A 19,351-nucleotide genomic window follows, 5' to 3' on the forward strand; every position below is an offset into this window, starting at 1 on the left:
ACCATTGATGGTGACCAAATGAAACCACAGGCCGCAGGCCCCTCTTCCTCAGCCCCAACGCACGCGCCTTCGGATAAAGAAGCAGTCGTGACAGTTGAATCCCCCTCATCGCCGGCAGCATCGCCGGCAGCGACGCCGGTCGACCCGGCCTTGTCAGCGCTCCCCCCACGCAGCCGCTCCAGCCCATCGGCTGCGGCCTCCATGCGCTCCTCTACGACCGATGACCTCTTGCTTGAATCGCAACCGAGCTCGCTAGAGGACACCGCCCCCACGTCCGCGCCGGCAACGCTCGCCACGCGCGCGAGCGCTGCGCTGACAAGCGGCGTTAAGCGAGCGTCCACTGCGCTCTCGACAGCCGCATCCAATCTCTGGTCGCTCTCCGACCTGCGCACGATGCTGCAGATGCATGCGGACGATCCGGCGTTCCTGGCGGTCATGAAAGGCGAGGATCCGGAAAGAATGACACCGCATACCTTGTCGTCCTGTCGACAGCAAATGCAGGAACTCGGCGAACTCATCGAACATGCAGAAGGGCTGGGAACCCATCAGCGCAAGCAGTTGCAAAGCGACATCAAGGCCGTCATGGACGCCCTGCAGCCGCTCGATCACGCCACACCGGTCAGTTCGCGCGTCTTGAAATCGATCGCCAATCTCGTCAATTTCTGGCCGGTCGTGGTTCCCAGTCCGCTGATGGGCAAGCAGGCAAAAACCTTCGCCTTCACGATGTCCACTGCCACCAAGGGCGTTCTCGCGCTGTCCGCCTCGGCCTTGCGTCCCACCGCCGACGGCCTGCCCTTTCCGCTCGTCGGAGGAGGCCAGCTGGGCCGCGAGGCCAACGAAGGGCATCTCTACAACGTGCTGATCAACACGCTGTTCCTCACCACCGAACTTCCGAAGAAATTCGGCGACCCGGCGTTGCGCAAGCAAGCCGAGGCGGTCAGCAACAATATGGGGTATGGCGCAGGCCTTTCGGTGACCTTCACGGCCATCATGCTGACCCCCTTCCTGTGGAACAGCCTCAGCAAACTCGGCAACAGCATGCTGGACAAAGGCGCGCGCCTGGGGGCAGCCACAGCGGATGCGGTGGGTCTGAACAACCAGGCGAAGCAACTGCGTGCCCGCCTGACGCCTGCCCAGATCAATGATGCGCTGCGCGGACAGTTGCTGGAAATCCGCGGACAACTGGACGCTTCCTGCGACGCCTTTCAGCAGGCGCGCCGCAGCTTCGTCGGTGAGGACGGAGGCAAGGAACTCACCAGAACGGTGAATATGCAATGCACGCATCTGCTGGAAACGCTGGACGCGTGCAGCAAACGGCTCGCCAGCGTACTGCAGCTCGATGGCAACCAGACGCCGAGTCTGCCGCGCGAAATCCGCAACCAGGATTTCTCCTCCAAGTTGGCATTGACGCTACTGGCCACCGCGGTGACCGGCTCGACCATCTACCTCGTCCAGCCGGATCGGTTGGGTACGATCAATCTGCTCAGCGACACCTGCATCGTGAGCGCGGTGATGGGGCAATCGGCATGGAACAAGCAGGCCACTCGGCAGGATGCAATGGAGCGTTTCAAGGGCATGTGCGGCGGCAGCATGGTCATCGCGCTTGCGCTGGGCGCCGAGAAATTGTCCAAGACGTTCGCCGACAAGAGCCTGATCGAGTCCTCGCCCAATTCGCAGTTCTATGCCGGCGTCATCATGTCGCTGATGGCGGTGACGATGCCGGGCCCGATCGCCCGCAGCGCAGAACTGGCGATGAAAATGGCAGGAAGCGGGATGAGCATGGCAGGAAGCGGCCTGAAGCGTCTATGCACCGGCCCCGACGGAACCGCACTCTCGACAGGCGCACCTGACTCTCCCGAGGAAATGCAGGAACACTTGGAGAGCACCGCACGATACCTGGAAGAATTGTCCCCGGAGCAGCAGGACGCTTACGCAAGAATCGTCGGCGAGAACATCGCGCAGGCGGTGCAAGATGCCGGTGCGCAGGCGCCGCACAGCAGCGTCATCATCACCGAGATCGAAGAGGACGACCAATCCGCTGCGCCCGAGCAGGTGGCGGCGAGCAGTGCGCACCGGCCGCGCGCCGACTGAGCGCTTGCGCGCTGGGCGATGCCGTCGCCACAAGGGCGGCAACGCCGGTATCGGTGCGTGGCCTGGTGCTGTCACGGCGTATGTGGGGGGCCATCGAACTCAACCGCTTCCGATCAAAACGCACCATTTCGCAGGAGCTGCCTACTGCCGAGGTTTTCCCGACGATGGTGCATCACCGACCGGGGCCCAACAAAGGGGCCAGAGGCTGAGATTTCCCCACGTGTTAGATTACAGAGCGCATGTCTTGGCTGGCATGCGGTGACACAGCTGGCGCAATGCGTGGAACATCGAAAATAAAAGGACCAGGGCAAATAAAAGGACCAGAGGACGTATCGGTTTCAAATACGCCTTTCCTCCGGCCCGTTTGTCCTGAAGTGCCGGCCGGTACGCTCAACGCGGCGTGCCGGCCGAGCGCTTGGCGGACGGCTCACATCGAAGTTCCGGTTGCGATCGCCAACGCGCCGTAGAGATCCTCTCCGGCATCGCCGATGAGCGATGCAGACGCCTTCGCAAAACCGGGTTCGATCAGTCTGGCTTCGTGGCCGCGGCCTTGTTGGTCCTGGGACCGTATGCGGTCATTGCAGTGTGGCGATCGCGTGCACAGGCGCGCATCGCGGCGCAATGACGACCGGATCGCGTCAGGCTGCGTCGCCTCGCAGCCTGGCCCCGATCAGGTCCGGGCTCTATGCACGATATCGTTGATAAAGTCGGCATTGCGCTGCAATACCTGGTCCACCAAGCCGGCATCCGGCATCCATGGGGATGCGGCGATGCCGCCCAAGCCTCGATGCAACGCACGTAGCGATGCGGTCGACGCGTGGACATCGAGCGCGGCATACCAGTGCTTGACCGTTTGCGCTTCCGGCGTGGCGTTCTCGCGCAGCGCGCCGCGCAGGCAGTCGACGACGGCCGCGTGGACCGAATCCAGGCCTTTCGCATAACGGCTGTTCATCACGCTACCGTCGAGCAGCACATCCAGCGCGAGCGCGGGAGTGTCGATGACCTTTCCCCAGCCATGCCGTGGCGGATCCCGCGGACCTGCCGGCGCATCGTTCTCCCGCGCGTAGCGGAATCCGGTGACGTCGATGCTGACGGCCTTGTTGCGGCCGTCTTCGCCAGGCACGACCAGCATGTTGTCCGGGCCAAGATCGGAAGATTCGCCAAGGGTGAATCTGGCCAGCAGCGAAACGAACAGGCCATCCAGTCCCTTCTGTACCAGCATTTCCTTCAACGCTTGCTTGCCCGCATCAAGATTGGCGGGGTCGTTGATCTCCGCGATCAGCGCTTGCGCGCGCGCGCGGTCATCCGAATCCGCGCTGCCCGCGGCCGCCGTGTCCTTGAGGAGCGCGGCGGCGCGCTTGGCGTCCTTGAGCGAAACGCCGGGCGGAAGAAAGGGCTCGGTCAGGAACGCATCCAGCGGCTTGGCATCGGCGATGAGCCGGGACGCGATCAATGCATTGTTCTGCACGGCCAGCAGCGACGAATCCGGCATGTGCTGCTTCGGCAGGTAAGTGCCTTGCAATGCGTTGACCAATTGTTGCCCGGCTGCCACGTTGATGACGTCGAACAATACCGGCACACCGAGCGTATTCCTCAATCGAGGTTCTGCGTCAACAAGGCTTGCATGAATGTCGCCGACATCGGCGATGTCCAACGCCTCCGTCTTCGCTTTTTCCGCGAGTTCCTTGCCCTTCTCCGTCTGCAGAAAGGCATGGAACGCCTGTTCCAGTAGTGGTTTCTGGTTCTCCTGCGTAGGGTCGCCCTTCAAGAGCCTGGCCGCGCCATCGACGATATAGCCAAGGCGTCTGTTCGCCTGATCGACCTGCCCCTTCACGCAACAGGTCACCGCCTGACCGAGCAGGCTACGCGAGATTCCGGTTTTGACGAGATGCTCCTGGCCGTCGATGGTGGCGACCATGCCGACGTCGCTGCCGCCCAGCGTTTGCTTCGAGCGCGAGAAAACCACGCCATTCCCGGACACCGCCGATGCTGCGGGAACGTTGCCCGCATCGCGGTCGGTCGACAGGAACGACAGCTGTCTGACGATCGAGAACATGTCCCGCTCGGGGCGATCTGCGTGCGCCGCCGATGCGGCAGGGGGCATTGGCGTGGAACTCGCTGCGGGCGGCGTTGCGCGCTTGCGCGGAGGCGACGCCGCGCCACCGGGCGCGCTTCTGCGCGGCGGCAGTCCCTCCAGCCGAGGGTCGCCACCTTGCGCGGGGGGCAGAGCGACAGGGGCACTTTGCGGCTGTCGATCGTGATTTACACGGGGGGGCGAACCCGCGGTTCCCGTCGGGCGATTGATACGAGAGTCCATGAGGCGTCCATCAACCAATGGCGAAATGGTGCAATGCAGGGCGCGCGCCGCCACGCCGCTCGGCGCAATCGCAAACGGATAAGCGAACAAACGCTTCGCGCAACATCGCAACCGGGTTGCGGAACTTCGGCCTGCGCCCGCTTCAGGTCTGTTCACATTTGCGCCCTGCATCTGCGACGCGCGCGAGGCATGAGACGACGCAAAAAACCAGGTCGAGCTGATCGCATGGGCTAAAATTCCCGCGAAATCGCTCCGATCGCCGCAACCACCCTTCGACTTGGTGCCGCTTTTTTGTAGACTTGCCGAGCGTAGTTCCATGGCAGCCATCGCGGAGGATGGGGCGGCGCGACCGGGCCGACCTCCCGCTCCCGCCTTGGAGCGTTCATGCCTGAACACGCGACGTGGTTTGGCGTCCACCGGGCAAGGCACTAGGTTGACCGAGGCGCAGCCGTGGGCCAAGGTCCGCCTGGTCCGTGAGATCGCCGACGCGGCGCGGAACCGAGTCCGCCCGAACCATCGCAGGAGCTAGCCCATGAACCGATCGCCAGAGACGCTGACCTTGCCCAACGGCGGCGAACGCCTGCTGCTGCACTCGTGCTGCGCGCCATGTTCCGGGGAGCTGATGGAGGCGTTCGTGGCCTCGGGGATCGCCTATACGGTCTTCTTCTACAACCCCAACATCCACCCGCTGAAGGAATACGAACTGCGCAAGCAGGAGAACATCCGCTTCGCCGAGAAGCACGGCGTGCCCTTCATCGATGCCGACTACGACACCGAGAACTGGTTCGCCCGCGCCAAGGGCATGGAGAACGAGCCGGAGCGCGGCATCCGCTGCACGATGTGCTTCGACATGCGCTTCGAGCGCACGGCCTTGTACGCGCACGAGCACGGTTTTACGGTGATGACCAGTTCGCTGGGCATCTCGCGCTGGAAGAACATGCAGCAGATCAACGACTGCGGCCACCGTGCCGCAGCGCCTTACCAGGACCTGGTGTACTGGGACTACAACTGGCGCAAGGGCGGCGGAAGCGCGCGCATGATCGAGATCAGCAAGCGCGAAAATTTCTATCAGCAGGAATACTGCGGGTGCGTCTATTCGCTACGCGACAGCAACCGGCACCGCCGCGCGCAGGGCCGCGACCGCATCCGCCTGGGCTTGAAATTCTACGGCGAGCAAGAGCCGGAGACGTGAAGCGCCGCGCTGGGCGATGCCGGGCTTGCCGGCAGAATGCCGGACATCTTCCTGCATGCAGTGCAACGAAAGGCTAGCGCATGAGGACCGGCGAAACCTGCCTTGCCGCTCGACAGACGATGTCGCGCATGCGCGCTCGCATCGACAATGATGCGGCGCTCAAGCTGACGCTGGAAGGGATGATCGCCGCTGCGACGCATCCCGACGCCGAGGTCCGATTCGCGTTCGAAATGTTCACGGGCGAGGACGGGTGTTGGTCGATCAATGCGCAGGATGCGTTTGCGCGATTCTGTCCATGCTACGGCCAGGCGCTGCCCAACCAAGCCTTCGAACCGGAGCCGATTGCATGAGCACCTCCCATCCCGTCCATGCCCTCACCGTGATCTACGCCAGGAACATCGAGCGGGTCGCGGAGTTCTACAGGAAGACGCTCTCGCTTGAGCTTGTGGAACAGGACGACGCTTTCGTGGTGGTGGGGAATGGCCACTACGAAATAGCGGTGGTCCGCATGGCGGGCGACAGGACACAAACTCCCGCACCTGGGCCGCTCCACGTCAGAACCGAGACGCCAATCAAATGCGCGTTCCTGGTGGAGAGCCTGGAGCAGGCACGGTCCGCCGCCGAGTCCTGTGGCGGCGCCCTCAAGCCGCTCGCGTCGGCGTGGCGCTGGCGCGAGCAACTGCACCTGGATGGCCATGATCCGGAAGGCAATGTCGTACAGGTCCGGGTCATCGCGACCTGACGCGTTGCAGTGCCGGCGCCGCTTCGCGGTATCATTTCACCGTTGGGCAATGCGTTCGGACCAAGCTGCTTGGCGCGGCCGACCTGGCCGCAGGACATCGATCAGGAGCACATGATGGCAGTCCTCCTTCTCCCGTTCATGGCATTGGCGGCGGCCGGGCTGCTGCTGAGCATCGGCGTGCACGTCGCCTCCCTGTTCGCACTTCACGTTCCCGGCGGCGCGCTGGTATGGTCGCTGCACATCGGCATCGTCGTGGTATGGATTCCTGCGGTGCTGGTGGCCAAGCGCGCCAATCGCGGAAGACCACAACGCGACTACTGGAGAACGGTATTGTCCGGTTGCCCGCCATGGATGCGCTATGCGGGATACGCACTAGCCGCTTATGCCCTTGCGAACTTCCTCTGGTTCATCGCGACCAACCAATCGCAGGATCACCTGAAAAACGTCAATGATGCTTCCGTCATCCGTGCATTCTCCGGACATTGGTTGGTCTTCTATGGCGCAGCCTTCGCGATCTTCTACTCGGCATACCGCAACCCGCGTCTGCTGCTGCGGCAGCGTTGTCGTGACGGCCACGACGTATCGGCAAGCGATGCTTTCTGTCCTACGTGTGGTAAAAAACTTTCGCCGATGCGGGCCGATTGATGCCAAGCGATGGCGCTTGCCGTCCTCATGACTAGGCCTGTGGCGTGTGCGCCGCAAGCGTCATTGGATTGCAGATGGCGGCAAACGTTGCACTGATCGTCAAGATCGCTTCGGCAACGCGCAGCGGTCATGCAGCTCCCGTATCCTTGCCCGCCTCTGCCGTCCACGGATAAACCGAATGTCGTTGCGCACCGTGTCGTTGCTTGCCTGTCTGTTGTTCGGCGCGGCGCCATTGGCGCAGGCGCAGAAGCACTGCCTGCCGTATGGCCCGATCAAGGTCACGCTGTCCGGCAAGCTGGAGCGGCGTGCGGGAGCAGCGCCGGTCGGCGCTGCCGCGGCGTCCGATGGCGCCAGCGAGGTGCTGATGCTGCCGACGCCGGTGTGCGTGGCGGCGTCGCCCGCCGGACAGGCGCCGCGCCATGAGGATGTGCGCCGCCTGCGCCTGGCGCTGAGCAAGGACCAGGCGGCGCATCTGGAAGAGGAAGGCGCCGGGCAGATCGTGCGCGTCACCGGCATGCTGTCCGAGGTCGCAGCGGGGGAAGGCTCCCCCAATCTGCGGTTGACGGTGATCGGGATCGATAGCGACTGACGCGGCGCTGCACGCGGCGCTGCCGCAGGCACAGACCCGCCGGCTGGCGGGGACCGAGCTTCCCGTGCATGCGATCGCGCGCATGTCGGCGATGCCACGGAGTTGCAACATGGATGACATATCGTGCCGCGCTGCGCCATATCATGGCGCGCCGTCGCCAGCTGCTGCGCAAGCGGAACGGAATCGTCATCCAGCGCCCCAAAGGAATCGCCATGTTGCTGCATCCCCCTGTTTGCGCGCGCCGCTCGGCCGTGCGCTCGTCGCGTCTGGCTGGCGCTCCGGTCCGCAACCGCCTGGCGCAGGCCTGCGCCGGCCTGTTGTTGGCCTCGGCCGCCACCGCGGCCGTCGCGCAGGATGCGTCGCCATCGCTGGTCGGCACCGCGCCGCAAGCCACGCGCAATGCGGCGGCGTCGGGCGCTGCGGCGACCTCGCTGGACACCGTCACCGTCACCGCCGAGTACCGCGAGCAGAATCTGCAGGACGTCCCGGTGTCGGTCGGCGTGGTGCAGGGCGATGCGATGCGCAACTACACCGCCGGCGGCGACGATACGTTGCTGGCGCTGTCCGGGCGGGTGCCCAGTTTCTACGCCGAGACCACCACCGGGCGCATCTTCCCGCGCTTCTACATCCGCGGCCTGGGCAACATCGATTTCTACCTCGGCGCCTCGCAGCCGGTGTCGATCATCCAGGACGACGTGGTGCTGGAGCACGTGGTGCTGAAGTCCAATCCGGTCTATGACCTGGACCAGGTGGAAGTGCTGCGCGGGCCGCAGGGGTCGCTGTTCGGCCGCAACACCACCGCCGGTATCGTCAAGTTCGACAGCATCAAGCCCAGTGCCGACTACAGCGGCCGGCTCAGCGCCAGCTACGGCAGCTATGGCACCACCTCGCTCGACTGCGGCTTCGGCGGGCCGATCAACGACGTGCTGTCGTTCCGCGTGTCGGCGCTGTATCAGCACCGCGACGACTGGGTGGACAACACCTACAGCGGCCCCAGCGCCGACGGCACGGTGACGCCGAAGAAGGACGCGATGGGCGGCTACGACGACCGCAACGCGCGCCTGCAGTTGCTGCTCAAGCCGAGCGAGAACTTCTCGTTGCTGGCCTCGGCGCATACCCGCGACTACGACGGCACCTCTACCCTGTTCCTGCGCAATGCGGTCACCAAGGGCTCCAACAAGGTCGATGTGCCGCGCGACCAAGTGGCCTACGACGAGGCGCACGACAATCCGCAGGCGTACACGACCCACGGCGGCTCGCTCAAGGCGGTGTACGACTTCGGTGGCGTGTCGCTGACCTCGATCAGCGCCTACGAAACCACCTCCGGCTACAGCCGCGGCGATACAGACGGCGGCGCGGCGGCGAATTATCCGGTCAACGGCGTGGCCAACGGCTACGGCCAGTCGATGGGCCAGGTGCGCGACCTGGACCAGTACACGCAGGAGCTGCGCCTGGCCAGCGAAGGCGACGCGGCGCTGCAGTGGCAAGCCGGCGCGTTCTACTTCGACGGCAAGGACACCACCGATTTCTACCAGCGCGCCTATTTCCTGCAGACCGCCGCGCGCAATCCGAACAACTGGGTGCGCCTGCGCAACAGCAACACCTCCTGGGCCGGGTTCGGCCAGCTGACCTACAAGGCCACCGATGCGCTGACCCTGACCGCGGGCGTGCGCCAGACCCGCGACAGCAAGGAAACCAGGCTGCTCAAGACCGCCGACACTGCCGCCGGCGTGGTCACCTACCGCGGCCGCCGCGACGTGCGCATGGCCGACACCCAGCCGAGCTGGGATTTCAGCGCGATGTACGCGCTCGACGACAACGTCAGCGTGTATGCGAAGGTCGCCCGCGGCTTCCGCGGCCCGACCATCCAGGGCCGTTCGGCGGTGTTCAATTCGGACTTCACCACCGCCGATTCGGAAACCATCCTGTCGTGGGAAGCGGGCATCAAGAGCAGCCTGTTCGATAACCGCCTGCGCCTGAACGTCACCGGCTTCACCTACACGGTCGAGGACATCCAGCTCAACGGCAACGACTCCAACGGCAACGGCGTGCTGTTCAATGCCGACAAGGCCAAGGCCTACGGCATGGAAGCCGACCTGGACTGGCGCCCGATCCCGAACCTGTCGCTGAGCGACGGCCTGAGCCTGCTGCACAGCGAGATCCAGGACACGCGCGTGTACGCGCAGGTGTGCGCGCTGAACGGCGTGGTGGTGTGCACGGTGAACGATCCGACGCTCAAGGTTGGCGCCAACACCTTCGCCCAGATCAATGGCAATCCGCTGCCGAACGCGCCCACCTACAACGTCAACCTGGCCGCGCGCTACGACATCCCGGTCGCCGACGGCGGCGCGTTCTTCGTGGCCACCGACTGGAACAAGCAGGGCAAGACCAGCTTCGTGCTGTACGACTCGACCGAGTTCAATTCCAAGGGCAGCTTCGAAGGCGGTCTGAAGCTGGGCTACAGCGGCGACTACGGCGCGTGGGAAGTGGCGGCGTTCGCGCGCAACATCACCAACGAGAAGAACCTCAAGGGCGTGATCGAGAACTACATGGCGGCGGTGTACAACGAACCGCGCATCGTCGGCCTGTCGCTCGACGTGCACTGGCATTGATCGCCTAGCGCTGAGGTTCGCGCGGGCTCCGGCAGGGGCCTGCGCACTCCCTGTAGGAGCGGCTTCAGCCGCGACCGGGCGTTACCGGTAACGCCTGGTCGCGGCTGAAGCCGCTTGTGTCTGGAGATTGCTCTACAGTTTGAGTGGAGAGCGATGTGCGGCACGCCGACAGGCCGTAGTGTTCAAGCACGTGTAGGAGCCAGGGCGGCCGCACATCGACCTCGTTGCCTAGCCCGAACAGTTGAACGAGCGTTCGCTCGAACTTCACAAGCGTGGGCAGCGACGAGGTGGCTCTCTCCTGTCCCCCAGTCTACCTAACGCTTATGCCTCTTTGGATCGGTATCGATGTGGCCAAGGACACCTTGGCCGTCCACGTGCTTCCCCTGGACCAGTTGCTGTCCTTTCCCAATACCGCCCAGGGCCACCAGCGCCTGTGCGACCACCTTGCCGGGCACTGCGTCGGCAACGCGCTGCTGGAGGCCACCGGCGGCTACGAACGGGCGGTGATGACGGCACTGGCCACGGCAGGGATCCCGGTGACCCGGATCAATCCGCGCCGGGCACGCGCTTTCGCCACGGCCTTGGGCACAACCGCCAAGACCGATCCGCTGGATGCGGCCTTGCTGGCGCGCATGGCTCACCTGGTGCAAGCGCCCGCGCCGGCTCCCGATCCCTTGCGTGAGCAACTGCGCATGCTGGTCCAGCGCCGCGAGCAACTGGTCCAGCAACGTGACGACGAGCGCCGTCGCTTGCATCAGGCGACCCTGGCCATGGTGCGCGCGTGCCTGATCGAGCAGATCGGCGACGTGCGCCGCCGTATCCAGCGGATGAACCAGGCGATCAAGCAGGTGCGGTGCCAGCTCGACGATGCGCTGGCGCACGCCCTGGGCACGGTCCCGGGCATCGGCGAGGTCACCACCGCCAGCCTGATGGCCTATCTGCCCGAACTGGGGACGCTGGATCGTCGCCAGATCGCGGCCCTGGTCGGCCTGGCTCCCTACAACGTGGACAGCGGGCAGCACTGCGGCAAACGCCGCATCCGCGGCGGGCGTGCCACGATCCGACGAGTGCTGTACATGGCCTGTTGGAGCGTTGTGCGCACTCAAGCCTCCTTCAAGGAGCGTTATCAACAGTTACGGGCACGCGGCAAGCCCGCCAAGGTCGCCATCACCGCATGCATGCGCGTGCTGCTTATCCGACTCAACGCCATGGCACGAGATCGCACACCATGGCGTGAGGTTATCGGATGAGAAGACAGTTGCTCCTACACGGGAGCGACCTGCCACTCCCCCTCTTCCTGTAGCCGCCATCTTCACGCTCTGTTAAAGTCCGCGCCCAGCGCTGCCGGGTCCGGCAGCCAGGCACAGCCGTCGCATGCCTCCGTTCGATTTTCTTTCACGGAGCGATGCGCGTGCGCGTCCATGGGTTGCCCTCATCTGTTTCCGTCGCAGCGGTTCTGGCCTTGCATGCTCCAGCGCCTGCGCCGGCCGCCGAGGCGGATGTCGCCGATCCCACCACCGTGGACCGCGTCCTCGTCACCGGCGAGAAGCGCGCACGCACGCTGCAGGACACCACCAGCAGCGTGCTGGACTGGAGCGCGTGGCTGTTCGCCAACAACCTGCTCGACCGGCAATCCACCCAGTACCGCTGGTCGGACCAGCCGGTCGCCCTCCTCGGCGCACCGCGCGTGGTCGGCATCGGCTTCGAAGCGCGCTGGTAATCCACCCTGGCCATGCACGCGCTGACCACTGCCCTGTACCTGCTCGCCGCGCCGTTGGCGGCGCTTGCGTTCTACCTGGCCACCGCGCACCAGCGCCTGCGCGCGCGCTGCGCATGGCCGGCGCGCTGCTGAGCCTGGTACAGGTGACGGCATGAAGGCGGCGTCCCTGCGCCAGTTCCTGTCCGCCCACAGCTGGATGGGCCTGTTCGCCGGCATGGCCTTGTTCATCGCCTTCTACGTCGGCGCGATCACCGTGTTCACCCACGAACTCGGCGGCTGGCCGCGCCGGGCCGCCGCGGTCGCGCCGCCGGCGCAGGCAACGGAACAGGCGGCGCAGGCACTGGCCGACGCGGTGCTGGCGCGCTACCCGGCGCTGGCCGAATCGTTCACCCTGACCTTGCCGGACGAGCACGGCGCGCCGCCGCGGCTGTATGCGTTCGGGCCGCCGGCGCAGCCGTTCGGCGGCACGGTGCAGTTCCAGCCCGGCGCCGACGGGCAACCGCTGCCACTGCCGCAACGCAGCGGTTTCGTCGGGTTCCTGTACGACCTGCATTTCACCGGCGGCTTGCCGCGCACCTTGTGCACCTACCTGTCCGGCGTGGTCTGCATCTTCTATGGCCTGGCCCTGGTCAGCGGTGTGGTGCTGTATGCGCCGGTGTTCCTGAAGGGCCTGTTCGCGCTGCGCGCCGGGCGCAACGTCAAGCGCCTGTGGCAGGACGCGCGCAACGTGATCGGCATGCTGTCGCTGCCGTTCCACGCGATCTTCGCCTGGTCCGGCGCGGTGCTGGCACTGGGCGTGCTGCTGCCGGCGCACATCAAGGCGCCGCTGCTGCCGGTGGCCGACCTGCTGGCGCGGGCGCGCGCGGCCAGTCCGGGCTTCGCGCCGGACAGCCTGTCCTTCCACGACGCCGGCGATGCCAATGCGCGTGTGGAAATCTATGGCCAGCCGCCGCAGCGCCGGCTCAACACGCTGGCCGGCGTGGCCATGGAAGCGGCCACCGGCAAGGTGCTGCGGGTGCTGGCGCCGCAGACCATGGCGCCCGGCGTGGCGTCGTTGCGCGGGCTGCAGGCGCTGCACTACGCCAACTTCGGCGGCGCGCCGCTGCGCTGGCTGTATTTCCTGCTCGGCTTGGGCGGCGCGTTCCTGTTCTACACCGGCAATCTGCTGTGGGTGGAGGCGCGGCGCAAGCGACGCCAGCAGGCGCAGCCGTGGCGCACGCACGCGATGGCGCGGCTGACCGTCGGCCTCTGCCTGGGCTGCGTGGCCGGCGTGTCGGCGCTGTTCGTCGCTGCGCGGCTGTTGCCGCCGGGGCAGGAGCGTGTCGTGTACTACGCCGTGTTCGGGCTGGGCGTGGCCTGGGCGCTGCTGCGTCCGACCGCGCGCGGCGCGTACGAACTGCTGCTGGCCTGCGCCGTGCTCAACGCGTTGGTGCCGCTGGCCGCGCTGCGCGGCGCCGACGGCTGGGTGGCCCCGTGGAGCAGCACGCTGCTGCTGGCGGTGGATGGCTGCGCCTTGGCCCTGGCCTGGGCGTACTGGCAGATGGCGCGCGCGACCCATCGGCGTGGCCGCAACGGCGATCCCAACAGCGTCTGGGCGTTGCCGGCGAAGACCTGAGCGCCGTCGCACGGGCCGCTGCGGCCACCGGCGGCACGCGTTGTCGCATGCCAGCCGTGGCGTGTCCACGCTGCATCCTGTCGCTGGCATGCGCTGCGCATCGCGCGCATGCGCGGTGGACAAAAGTGGACAATTGCGCGCCATTGACTTCTCATGTACGCCGAAGTCGAAGTCTGCAGCGTTGGCGCTGAGCGTTGTGCGGTGAATTGTGTGATAGCCGCCGCGTTCTGTTCCACGCTGCCGCGTACAGGGGATTGCATGCACCAACGCTACGAAGGGCCGCCGGATGCGCTGTCCGGTGAGGACTACGCCAGGCAACTGCATCACGGCTTTGCCGCGCTGCGCTTCGACCCGCCGCTGGAACGGGTGTATCGCCGCTACACCGCATCCACGATGGGCTTCGCGCAACGCGTGGCGGCCTCGCTCGGGGTGCTGATCGCGCTGGCGTTGCTGGCCTGGGATGCGTTGCATTTCGGTTGGTCGGGCAGCACCGGGCTGGTCGGCTATGCGGTGGCGGTGCGCGCGGCCACCTTGCTGGCGCTGCTGTGGGTGGCGGTGGCGATCCATCGCGCGCATGCGCATGGGCCGGGCCGGGCGGCGCTGTTGCTGCTTGTCGGCGGCACCGGGCTGGTGCTGTCGAGCATCGGCTATCCGCCGCAGGAACTGCGCTATGCCGCTGCGGTGATGACCCTGGTGATCGTCGCCGGCTTCTTCCCGCTGGGCCTGGCGTTGTGGCAGAGCGTGGCGGTGGCGCTGACCCTGTGTGCGATCAGCGCCGCGGCCGCGCACCTGTTGCTGGACGGCGCGGCGCGCGAGGCCTATCTGCGCCTGCAGTGGTTGCTGTGGGCGGCGGTGCCGATCGGCGCGGTCGGCGGCTATCTGCGCGAGCATTCGCGCCGCGAGGGGTTTCTGCAGCGCCGGGTGCGCGACGACGAGGCCTTGCGCGACGCGCTCACCGGCCTGGGCGATCGCCGCCGCTTCGACGAACATCTGGCGGTGGCGCTGGCCGAGACCCGGCGCCTGCAGCGCGGACTGGCCTTGATCCTGGTCGAACTGGATGGATACGCCGCGTTCGTGCAGCGCTATGGCCCGCGCGAGGCCGATCGCGCGGTGGTGGACGTGGCCGAGGTGCTGCAATGCCTGCTGCGGCCGATGGACGTGACCATGCGCATCGACGCCGACCGCTTCGCGCTGGTGCTGTACGACGCCAGCGGCGCGCACCTGCGCCAGGTGGCGCCGGCCTTGCGCGACATGGTCGAGCTGCTGGCGATCGCGCACGCCGACATGGCCAACGAACAGGTGAGTGTCAGCGTCGGCGCCCTGCTTGCCACGCCCACCGACACCGCCGCCACGCTGATGCAACGCGCCGAAGCGCAACTGCAGCGCGCGCGCATCGGCGGCGGCAATCAGGTGGTGCTGGCCGAGGACACCGGCTGGTAGCGCGCCGGTGGTCGACGCGGACTGGACGCGCATGGCGATGCTGGCCTGTGCGCCAGCCGATGAGCAGTCGTTGCGGCCCCATATGCAGGCGGGAGCGGTTTTCCTCTCAGTTCAATGAACGTTGTGGGAGTCGCTCCCACAAAATAGCGGCGCCATCTCGCGCGAAGCCGCGCCGTGGCGTCTATCGGGATGAAGTCACTGCCGCGACCGCTTGCCAATGCGCGGAAACACGGCGTGGTCGTCCGTTCGCATCCGCCGCCTCAGAATGTCCCGCGCTGCACGAACGGCACCTGCTGGTACAAGCGCCGTTCGCCGCCGCGCGGGTCGTTGGCCAGGCGGCTGTCGGCGTCGAACAACATGGTCTCGCGCCGGGCCAGCGAATACCGTTCCCAGCGCGGCAGCCCGGCGTGGTTGGGATCGCCGTGACGGGCGAAGGCGAGCAGCGCCTCGCTCATCGCATCGGCCACGCGCTGCGCGTCGGTGCCGTCGCCGGTGCGCGAACCGGGCTGGAGAATGTTGTCGAACACCAGCGGGATGTCCAGGGTGTGGAACGCGCCGAACTTGCCGCCGTCCAGCGGCGAACCCCAATCGAGTTGATAGGCCCAGGTCGGCGCGCCCTGCCGTGCGCGCGCCTCGGCTTCCTCGATCGCGCCGCGCCATGAGCGCCCGGCGGTGGTCGCGGCGAAGAACACCTCGCTCGGCGTGTAGTGCGGATACAGCCGCCGGTATTCGGCGATCACCACCTGTGGCAGCAGGTCTACGAATTGCTCCTGTTGCAGCCTGGCCGGCAGCGTGTCCCAGCTCAGCGCGAAGTTGGCCGGGTCGTTGCCGAGGAAGGCGCGGGTCTCGTCGTGGGTGTTGCCGATCACCATCGGGATCGTCGCCGATTGCGGCGGCGCGTCCGGCCAGAACGGATGCCGGTGCAGCACCTGCGCATCCAGCACCGGACCCAGGTACAGGGAGGTGTTCTCAGCCCGCGACGGATCGCGCGTGCGGGTGGCCTCGAGCAGGCGCTGCATCGGCAGCGTGCGCAACGCGGCCAGCTGCGTGGCATCCAGCTGCAAGGCCTGCAGCAGCAATTGCGCGCGCTGCGTGGCCGCGCGTGGCCCGGCGGCGGTGACTTGCTGGCCGCTCATCGTCCAGGCGCGGTGGAACAGGCCCTGCGCGGCCGGCATCGCCATCAGCGTGGCGATCTTGGCGCCGCCGCCGGACTGGCCGAACACGGTGACGTTGCCGGCATCGCCGCCGAACTCGGCCGCGTGCGCGCGCACCCACTGCAGCGCCTGCACCAGATCGAGCTGGCCGACGTTGCCGGACGCGGCGAATGCGGCGCCGCCGAACTGCGCCAGGTACAGGTAGCCGAAGGCGTTGAGGCGGTGGTTGACGCTGATCACCACCGCGTCGCCGCGCCGGCACAGGCGCGCGCCGTCGCATAGCGGATCGCTGCCGGAGCCGTTGCTGTAGGCGCCGCCGTGGATGTAGAACAGGATCGGGCGTTTTGCGCCGTCGCGCAGGGCGGGCGTCCACACGTTGAGGAACAGGCAGTCCTCGCTGACCGGATCGAGCTTGAGCTGCGGCGCGGAAGCGGCGTAGCGGGTGCAATCGCGCACGCCGCGCCACGGTTGCTCCGGCAGCGCCGGCTGGAAGCGGCGCGGCGCGGTGTCGGCGCCGTAGGGAATGCCCTTGAACACGTGCACGCCCTGTTCGCGGTAGCCGCGGATGCGCCCGCCGCGGGTCCGCGCCAGCGGCGCTTGCGGGTCGGCGGACGCGGCACCGACGCTGCCGCCGGGTAGCGTGCCGCTCAAGGCCAGTGCGCCGAGCGCGCTGCCGTGCAGGAAGCGGCGCCGGCCGTGGTCGTCGGCTGTGGTGGACGCGGTGGCAACGTCGGCAGGCGGGAGGGCGGCGGGCGTGGTCATGCGTGGCGGAGTCCGTGGGCAAGCGCCAGCGGCCACGGGCGAAGGCCCGCGCCGGCAGCGGAAAGGGGCGGGGGGATGCAGCGCGGCATGCCTGTGGCGAGCGCCGCGCAGGGCGGCCCGATGCGAGCCGCGTTCGCGCGCCCGGTCATGGCGGGGTGGTCCACTGCACCGCGGCGACGCCTGCTACTGCTTCGGCGCGGCAGGCGGAATCGGCGCCCGCGCAGCCGCATCGCCCTGCACGTTGCGCATCCATTCCAGCGCCAGCGTCGGCCACGCCGCCAGCGGCAGGCCGGCGATGCCGCGGGTGCCGAAACCATGGCCGCCATGCGCGAACAGGTGCAGTTCCGCCGGCACCCCGGCCTGGCGCAGCGCCTGGTAGAACAGCAGGCTGTTCTCCTCCGGCACCACCCGGTCGTCCTGTGCGTGCACCAGGAACGTCGGTGGCATTGCCGGAATCACGCGGTTCTGCAGCGAATAGGCGCTCATCGTGGCGGCATCGGGATGACGGCCGAGCAGCCGCAGGCGCGAGCCGGTATGCGCCGCGGTGCCGCTGCCCATATCGATGACCGGGTACAGCAGCAGCAGGAAGTCCGGCCGCGCGCTGAGCCGGTCGATCGCATCGCGCGCCGGGTAGACGCGGTCGTCGTAGCGGGTGCCGAGGCTGGCGGCGACATGACCACCGGCGGAGAAGCCGATCGCGCCGACCCGGTGCGGGTCCACGCCGTAGTCGGCGGCGTGCGCGCGGATCAGGCGCAGCGCGCGCTGCGCGTCGGCCAGCGGCTGGTCGCGCTGCGCGGCCGCGTCCGTCCCCGCGGCTTCCGCGTCGGGCAGCCGATAACGCAGCACGAACAGGGTGATGCCTGCCTGTTCGGCGAAGATCGGCAGCAAGGCTGTGCCTTCCTTGTCCAGCACGATGCGCGCGTAGCCGCCGCCGGGGGCGACCAGCAACGCGCTGCCGTTCGGCGTCTTCGGCCGGTACACCACCAGGTAGGGCTGGTAGCGGCCACTGATGGCGCGGTCGGGCAGCGCCGGGTCGTCGCTGCGCTCGACGATGCGTGCCTGCTCGGGGCCGGGCGCGGAACCCGGTGCCGGACCCGGCCACAGCGGCATCCGCGCCGCTTGCTCGGCGGCGGTCTCGCTGCTCGGGCGCTCGGCGGCGAGCGCGGGGCCGGCAAGGCCCAGCACGGCGGCCAGCGCCAACAACGTGCCGCGGCGCAAGGGCGAGGGCCTGCGAATGCATGCCGAGGTCCCATCGCGGCCTCCTTCCGAACCAGGAAAGCGCCCGAAAATGCAGAAAAGCGTTCGGCGGGTGCCGACACCGGATCGCTGCGGTGCTGTGATCGGCGCCACCGGCGCTGCCGTGCGGCCTGCATTTTCCTGGATTCGGCTCATCGCCATCGTTTCCTCGCATGCGTGTCTGGGTTGATCGGGGCCGCATCGGCCAGTGCAGCAGTATCGGCACGGCCGGTCAAAGCAGGGCCGCTTGCGACCCGCTGTCCGCTGTCCCGAGTCCCGAGCTCTTTGCCGCACCGCATATTGCCAATGACACCGGTTTACCATATACAACTGCGCAACGTGCTGTCGATGAGCGGCGCAGCAATTCTTCCGATCCCCTACATTTTTGCGGAGATGCCCTTGAGCACTCATTCCGGTCCTTCGGACACGCCACCGCCCGCGTTGGCCGACATCGCGGCCCGCTTCGTCCAGGCCCGCCGGCAAGGCCGTTCGCTGCCCGATTTCCCCGGGATCATCCCCGACGACCTGGAAACCGCGTACCGCGTGCAGGACCTGGCGATCGCGCAATGGCCGGACCGGGTGGTCGGCTGGAAGGTCGGCTACATCGCCGCCGAGCGCCGCGACCATTCCGGCGACGAGCGCCTGCTCGGCCCGATCTTCGCCCGCAACCTGTGGAATGCTACCGGTAGAACAACGGACATCCCGGTGTTCGCCGGCGGCTTCGGCGCGGTCGAGGCCGAGTACGTGATGCGGCTGGACGCGGACGTGCCGGCCGACCAGCTGCAGTGGACCCCGGAGCAGGCCGCGCAGGTGCCGTCCACGCTGTTCATCGGCGTGGAAGTGGCCAGCAGCCCGCTGGCCACGATCAACCAACTCGGGCCGCGCGTGGTGATTTCCGACTTCGGCAACAACAACGGTCTGCTCCTGGGGCCGCAGGTCGCCGACTGGACCGCGTTGGACGAGGCCGCGCTGTTGGCGGAAACCTTGATCGAGGGCCAACGCGTCGGCAGCGGCGGTGCCACCCTGTTGCCTGGCGGGCTGCGCACTGCGTTCGCGTTCGCGCTGGCGCGATCGGCGCGGCGCGGCCGGCCGCTCAAGCGCGGCGAGCTGATCGCCACCGGCAATGCCACCGGCATCCACGACATCGCCATCGGCCAGCACGCGACGATCCGTTTCGACGGCTATGGCGAACTTCATTGCAGGGCGGTCGCGGCCTGAGCCGCGGCATGCCGACCA

Annotated in this window: 15 protein-coding genes; 12 read left to right on the forward strand and 3 right to left on the reverse strand. The window is 67.2% G+C overall.

What is annotated here, in order from left to right:
• Window positions 1–18 precede the first annotated feature (18 nt).
• Window positions 19–2,091, forward strand: a complete 2,073-nt coding sequence (gene xopX / locus KHF85_RS00250; protein ID WP_409976633.1) for a XopX family type III secretion system effector — start codon at window positions 19–21, stop codon at window positions 2,089–2,091.
• A 670-nt stretch (window positions 2,092–2,761) separates the two neighbouring features.
• On the opposite strand, the gene KHF85_RS00255 is transcribed toward xopX, so the two are convergent.
• Complete coding sequence (locus tag KHF85_RS00255) at window positions 2,762–4,147, reverse strand: type III secretion system effector protein (protein ID WP_284568062.1); 1,386 nt, start codon at window positions 4,145–4,147, stop codon at window positions 2,762–2,764.
• Between the two features lie 793 nt (window positions 4,148–4,940).
• Here KHF85_RS00255 and KHF85_RS00260 point away from each other — a divergent pair.
• The 10 genes from KHF85_RS00260 to KHF85_RS00305 all read left to right on the forward strand — a co-directional run bounded on the left by KHF85_RS00260 (window position 4,941) and on the right by KHF85_RS00305 (window position 14,963).
• Window positions 4,941–5,600, forward strand: coding sequence for an epoxyqueuosine reductase QueH (locus KHF85_RS00260; RefSeq protein ID WP_284568063.1), 660 nt, complete (start codon window positions 4,941–4,943; stop codon window positions 5,598–5,600).
• A gap of 128 nt (window positions 5,601–5,728) precedes the next feature.
• The gene (locus KHF85_RS00265) at window positions 5,729–5,950 is read left to right on the forward strand and encodes a hypothetical protein (protein ID WP_284568064.1); all 222 of its coding nucleotides are present in this window, start codon (window positions 5,729–5,731) and stop codon (window positions 5,948–5,950) included.
• Window positions 5,947–6,342 carry a VOC family protein gene (locus KHF85_RS00270; RefSeq protein WP_284568065.1) on the forward strand — a complete coding sequence of 132 codons (396 nt, stop codon included), beginning with the start codon at window positions 5,947–5,949 and terminating at the stop codon, window positions 6,340–6,342. The genes KHF85_RS00265 and KHF85_RS00270 overlap by 4 nt, the downstream gene beginning before the upstream one ends.
• Before the next feature lie 69 nt (window positions 6,343–6,411).
• A complete protein-coding gene (locus tag KHF85_RS00275; protein ID WP_284568066.1) occupies window positions 6,412–6,987 on the forward strand; it encodes a hypothetical protein in 576 nt (191 codons plus the stop codon).
• Between the two features lie 178 nt (window positions 6,988–7,165).
• Entirely contained in the window at window positions 7,166–7,576 is a 411-nt protein-coding gene (locus tag KHF85_RS00280) for a hypothetical protein (protein ID WP_284568067.1), read from the forward strand.
• A gap of 212 nt (window positions 7,577–7,788) precedes the next feature.
• Window positions 7,789–10,188 (forward strand): TonB-dependent receptor, encoded by a 2,400-nt coding sequence (locus tag KHF85_RS00285; RefSeq protein ID WP_284568068.1) that lies wholly within the window; start codon window positions 7,789–7,791, stop codon window positions 10,186–10,188.
• Window positions 10,189–10,511: 323 nt separating this feature from the next.
• Window positions 10,512–11,438 carry an IS110 family RNA-guided transposase gene (locus KHF85_RS00290; RefSeq protein ID WP_284566813.1) on the forward strand — a complete coding sequence of 309 codons (927 nt, stop codon included), beginning with the start codon at window positions 10,512–10,514 and terminating at the stop codon, window positions 11,436–11,438.
• 269 nt (window positions 11,439–11,707) lie between these two features.
• A complete protein-coding gene (locus tag KHF85_RS00295) occupies window positions 11,708–11,908 on the forward strand; it encodes a hypothetical protein (protein WP_284568069.1) in 201 nt (66 codons plus the stop codon).
• Between the two features lie 151 nt (window positions 11,909–12,059).
• Complete coding sequence (locus KHF85_RS00300; protein WP_284568070.1) at window positions 12,060–13,523, forward strand: PepSY-associated TM helix domain-containing protein; 1,464 nt, start codon at window positions 12,060–12,062, stop codon at window positions 13,521–13,523.
• A 258-nt stretch (window positions 13,524–13,781) separates the two neighbouring features.
• Window positions 13,782–14,963, forward strand: a complete 1,182-nt coding sequence (locus tag KHF85_RS00305; protein ID WP_284568071.1) for a GGDEF domain-containing protein — start codon at window positions 13,782–13,784, stop codon at window positions 14,961–14,963.
• 260 nt (window positions 14,964–15,223) lie between these two features.
• Here KHF85_RS00305 and KHF85_RS00310 read toward each other — a convergent pair whose 3' ends face one another.
• Both KHF85_RS00310 and KHF85_RS00315 read right to left on the reverse strand, forming a co-directional pair.
• On the reverse strand, window positions 15,224–16,879 hold the full coding sequence (locus KHF85_RS00310) for a carboxylesterase/lipase family protein (RefSeq protein ID WP_284568072.1): 1,656 nt from the start codon (window positions 16,877–16,879) through the stop codon (window positions 15,224–15,226).
• Between the two features lie 183 nt (window positions 16,880–17,062).
• Complete coding sequence (locus KHF85_RS00315; protein WP_284568073.1) at window positions 17,063–18,277, reverse strand: alpha/beta hydrolase; 1,215 nt, start codon at window positions 18,275–18,277, stop codon at window positions 17,063–17,065.
• A 231-nt stretch (window positions 18,278–18,508) separates the two neighbouring features.
• On the opposite strand from KHF85_RS00315, the gene KHF85_RS00320 reads away from it, so the two are divergent.
• A complete protein-coding gene (locus tag KHF85_RS00320) occupies window positions 18,509–19,333 on the forward strand; it encodes a 2-keto-4-pentenoate hydratase (protein ID WP_284568074.1) in 825 nt (274 codons plus the stop codon).
• Window positions 19,334–19,351 lie beyond the last annotated feature (18 nt).

It is taken from the genome of Xanthomonas graminis pv. graminis, from assembly GCF_030168915.1.
Taxonomy (GTDB): domain Bacteria; phylum Pseudomonadota; class Gammaproteobacteria; order Xanthomonadales; family Xanthomonadaceae; genus Xanthomonas_A; species Xanthomonas_A translucens.

Bases quoted from the DNA above. Each gene is read 5' to 3' on its own strand.
- xopX (WP_409976633.1), top strand. From the start codon at position 19: ATGAAACCACAGGCCGCAGGCCCCTCTTCCTCAGCCCCAACGCACGCG.
- KHF85_RS00255 (WP_284568062.1), bottom strand. From the start codon at position 4,147: ATGTTCTCGATCGTCAGACAGCTGTCGTTCCTGTCGACCGACCGCGAT.
- KHF85_RS00260 (WP_284568063.1), top strand. From the start codon at position 4,941: ATGAACCGATCGCCAGAGACGCTGACCTTGCCCAACGGCGGCGAACGC.
- KHF85_RS00265 (WP_284568064.1), top strand. From the start codon at position 5,729: ATGCGCGCTCGCATCGACAATGATGCGGCGCTCAAGCTGACGCTGGAA.
- KHF85_RS00270 (WP_284568065.1), top strand. From the start codon at position 5,947: ATGAGCACCTCCCATCCCGTCCATGCCCTCACCGTGATCTACGCCAGG.
- KHF85_RS00280 (WP_284568067.1), top strand. From the start codon at position 7,166: ATGTCGTTGCGCACCGTGTCGTTGCTTGCCTGTCTGTTGTTCGGCGCG.
- KHF85_RS00285 (WP_284568068.1), top strand. From the start codon at position 7,789: ATGTTGCTGCATCCCCCTGTTTGCGCGCGCCGCTCGGCCGTGCGCTCG.
- KHF85_RS00290 (WP_284566813.1), top strand. From the start codon at position 10,512: ATGCCTCTTTGGATCGGTATCGATGTGGCCAAGGACACCTTGGCCGTC.
- KHF85_RS00300 (WP_284568070.1), top strand. From the start codon at position 12,060: ATGAAGGCGGCGTCCCTGCGCCAGTTCCTGTCCGCCCACAGCTGGATG.
- KHF85_RS00305 (WP_284568071.1), top strand. From the start codon at position 13,782: ATGCACCAACGCTACGAAGGGCCGCCGGATGCGCTGTCCGGTGAGGAC.
- KHF85_RS00310 (WP_284568072.1), bottom strand. From the start codon at position 16,879: ATGACCACGCCCGCCGCCCTCCCGCCTGCCGACGTTGCCACCGCGTCC.
- KHF85_RS00315 (WP_284568073.1), bottom strand. From the start codon at position 18,277: ATGGCGATGAGCCGAATCCAGGAAAATGCAGGCCGCACGGCAGCGCCG.
- KHF85_RS00320 (WP_284568074.1), top strand. From the start codon at position 18,509: ATGCCCTTGAGCACTCATTCCGGTCCTTCGGACACGCCACCGCCCGCG.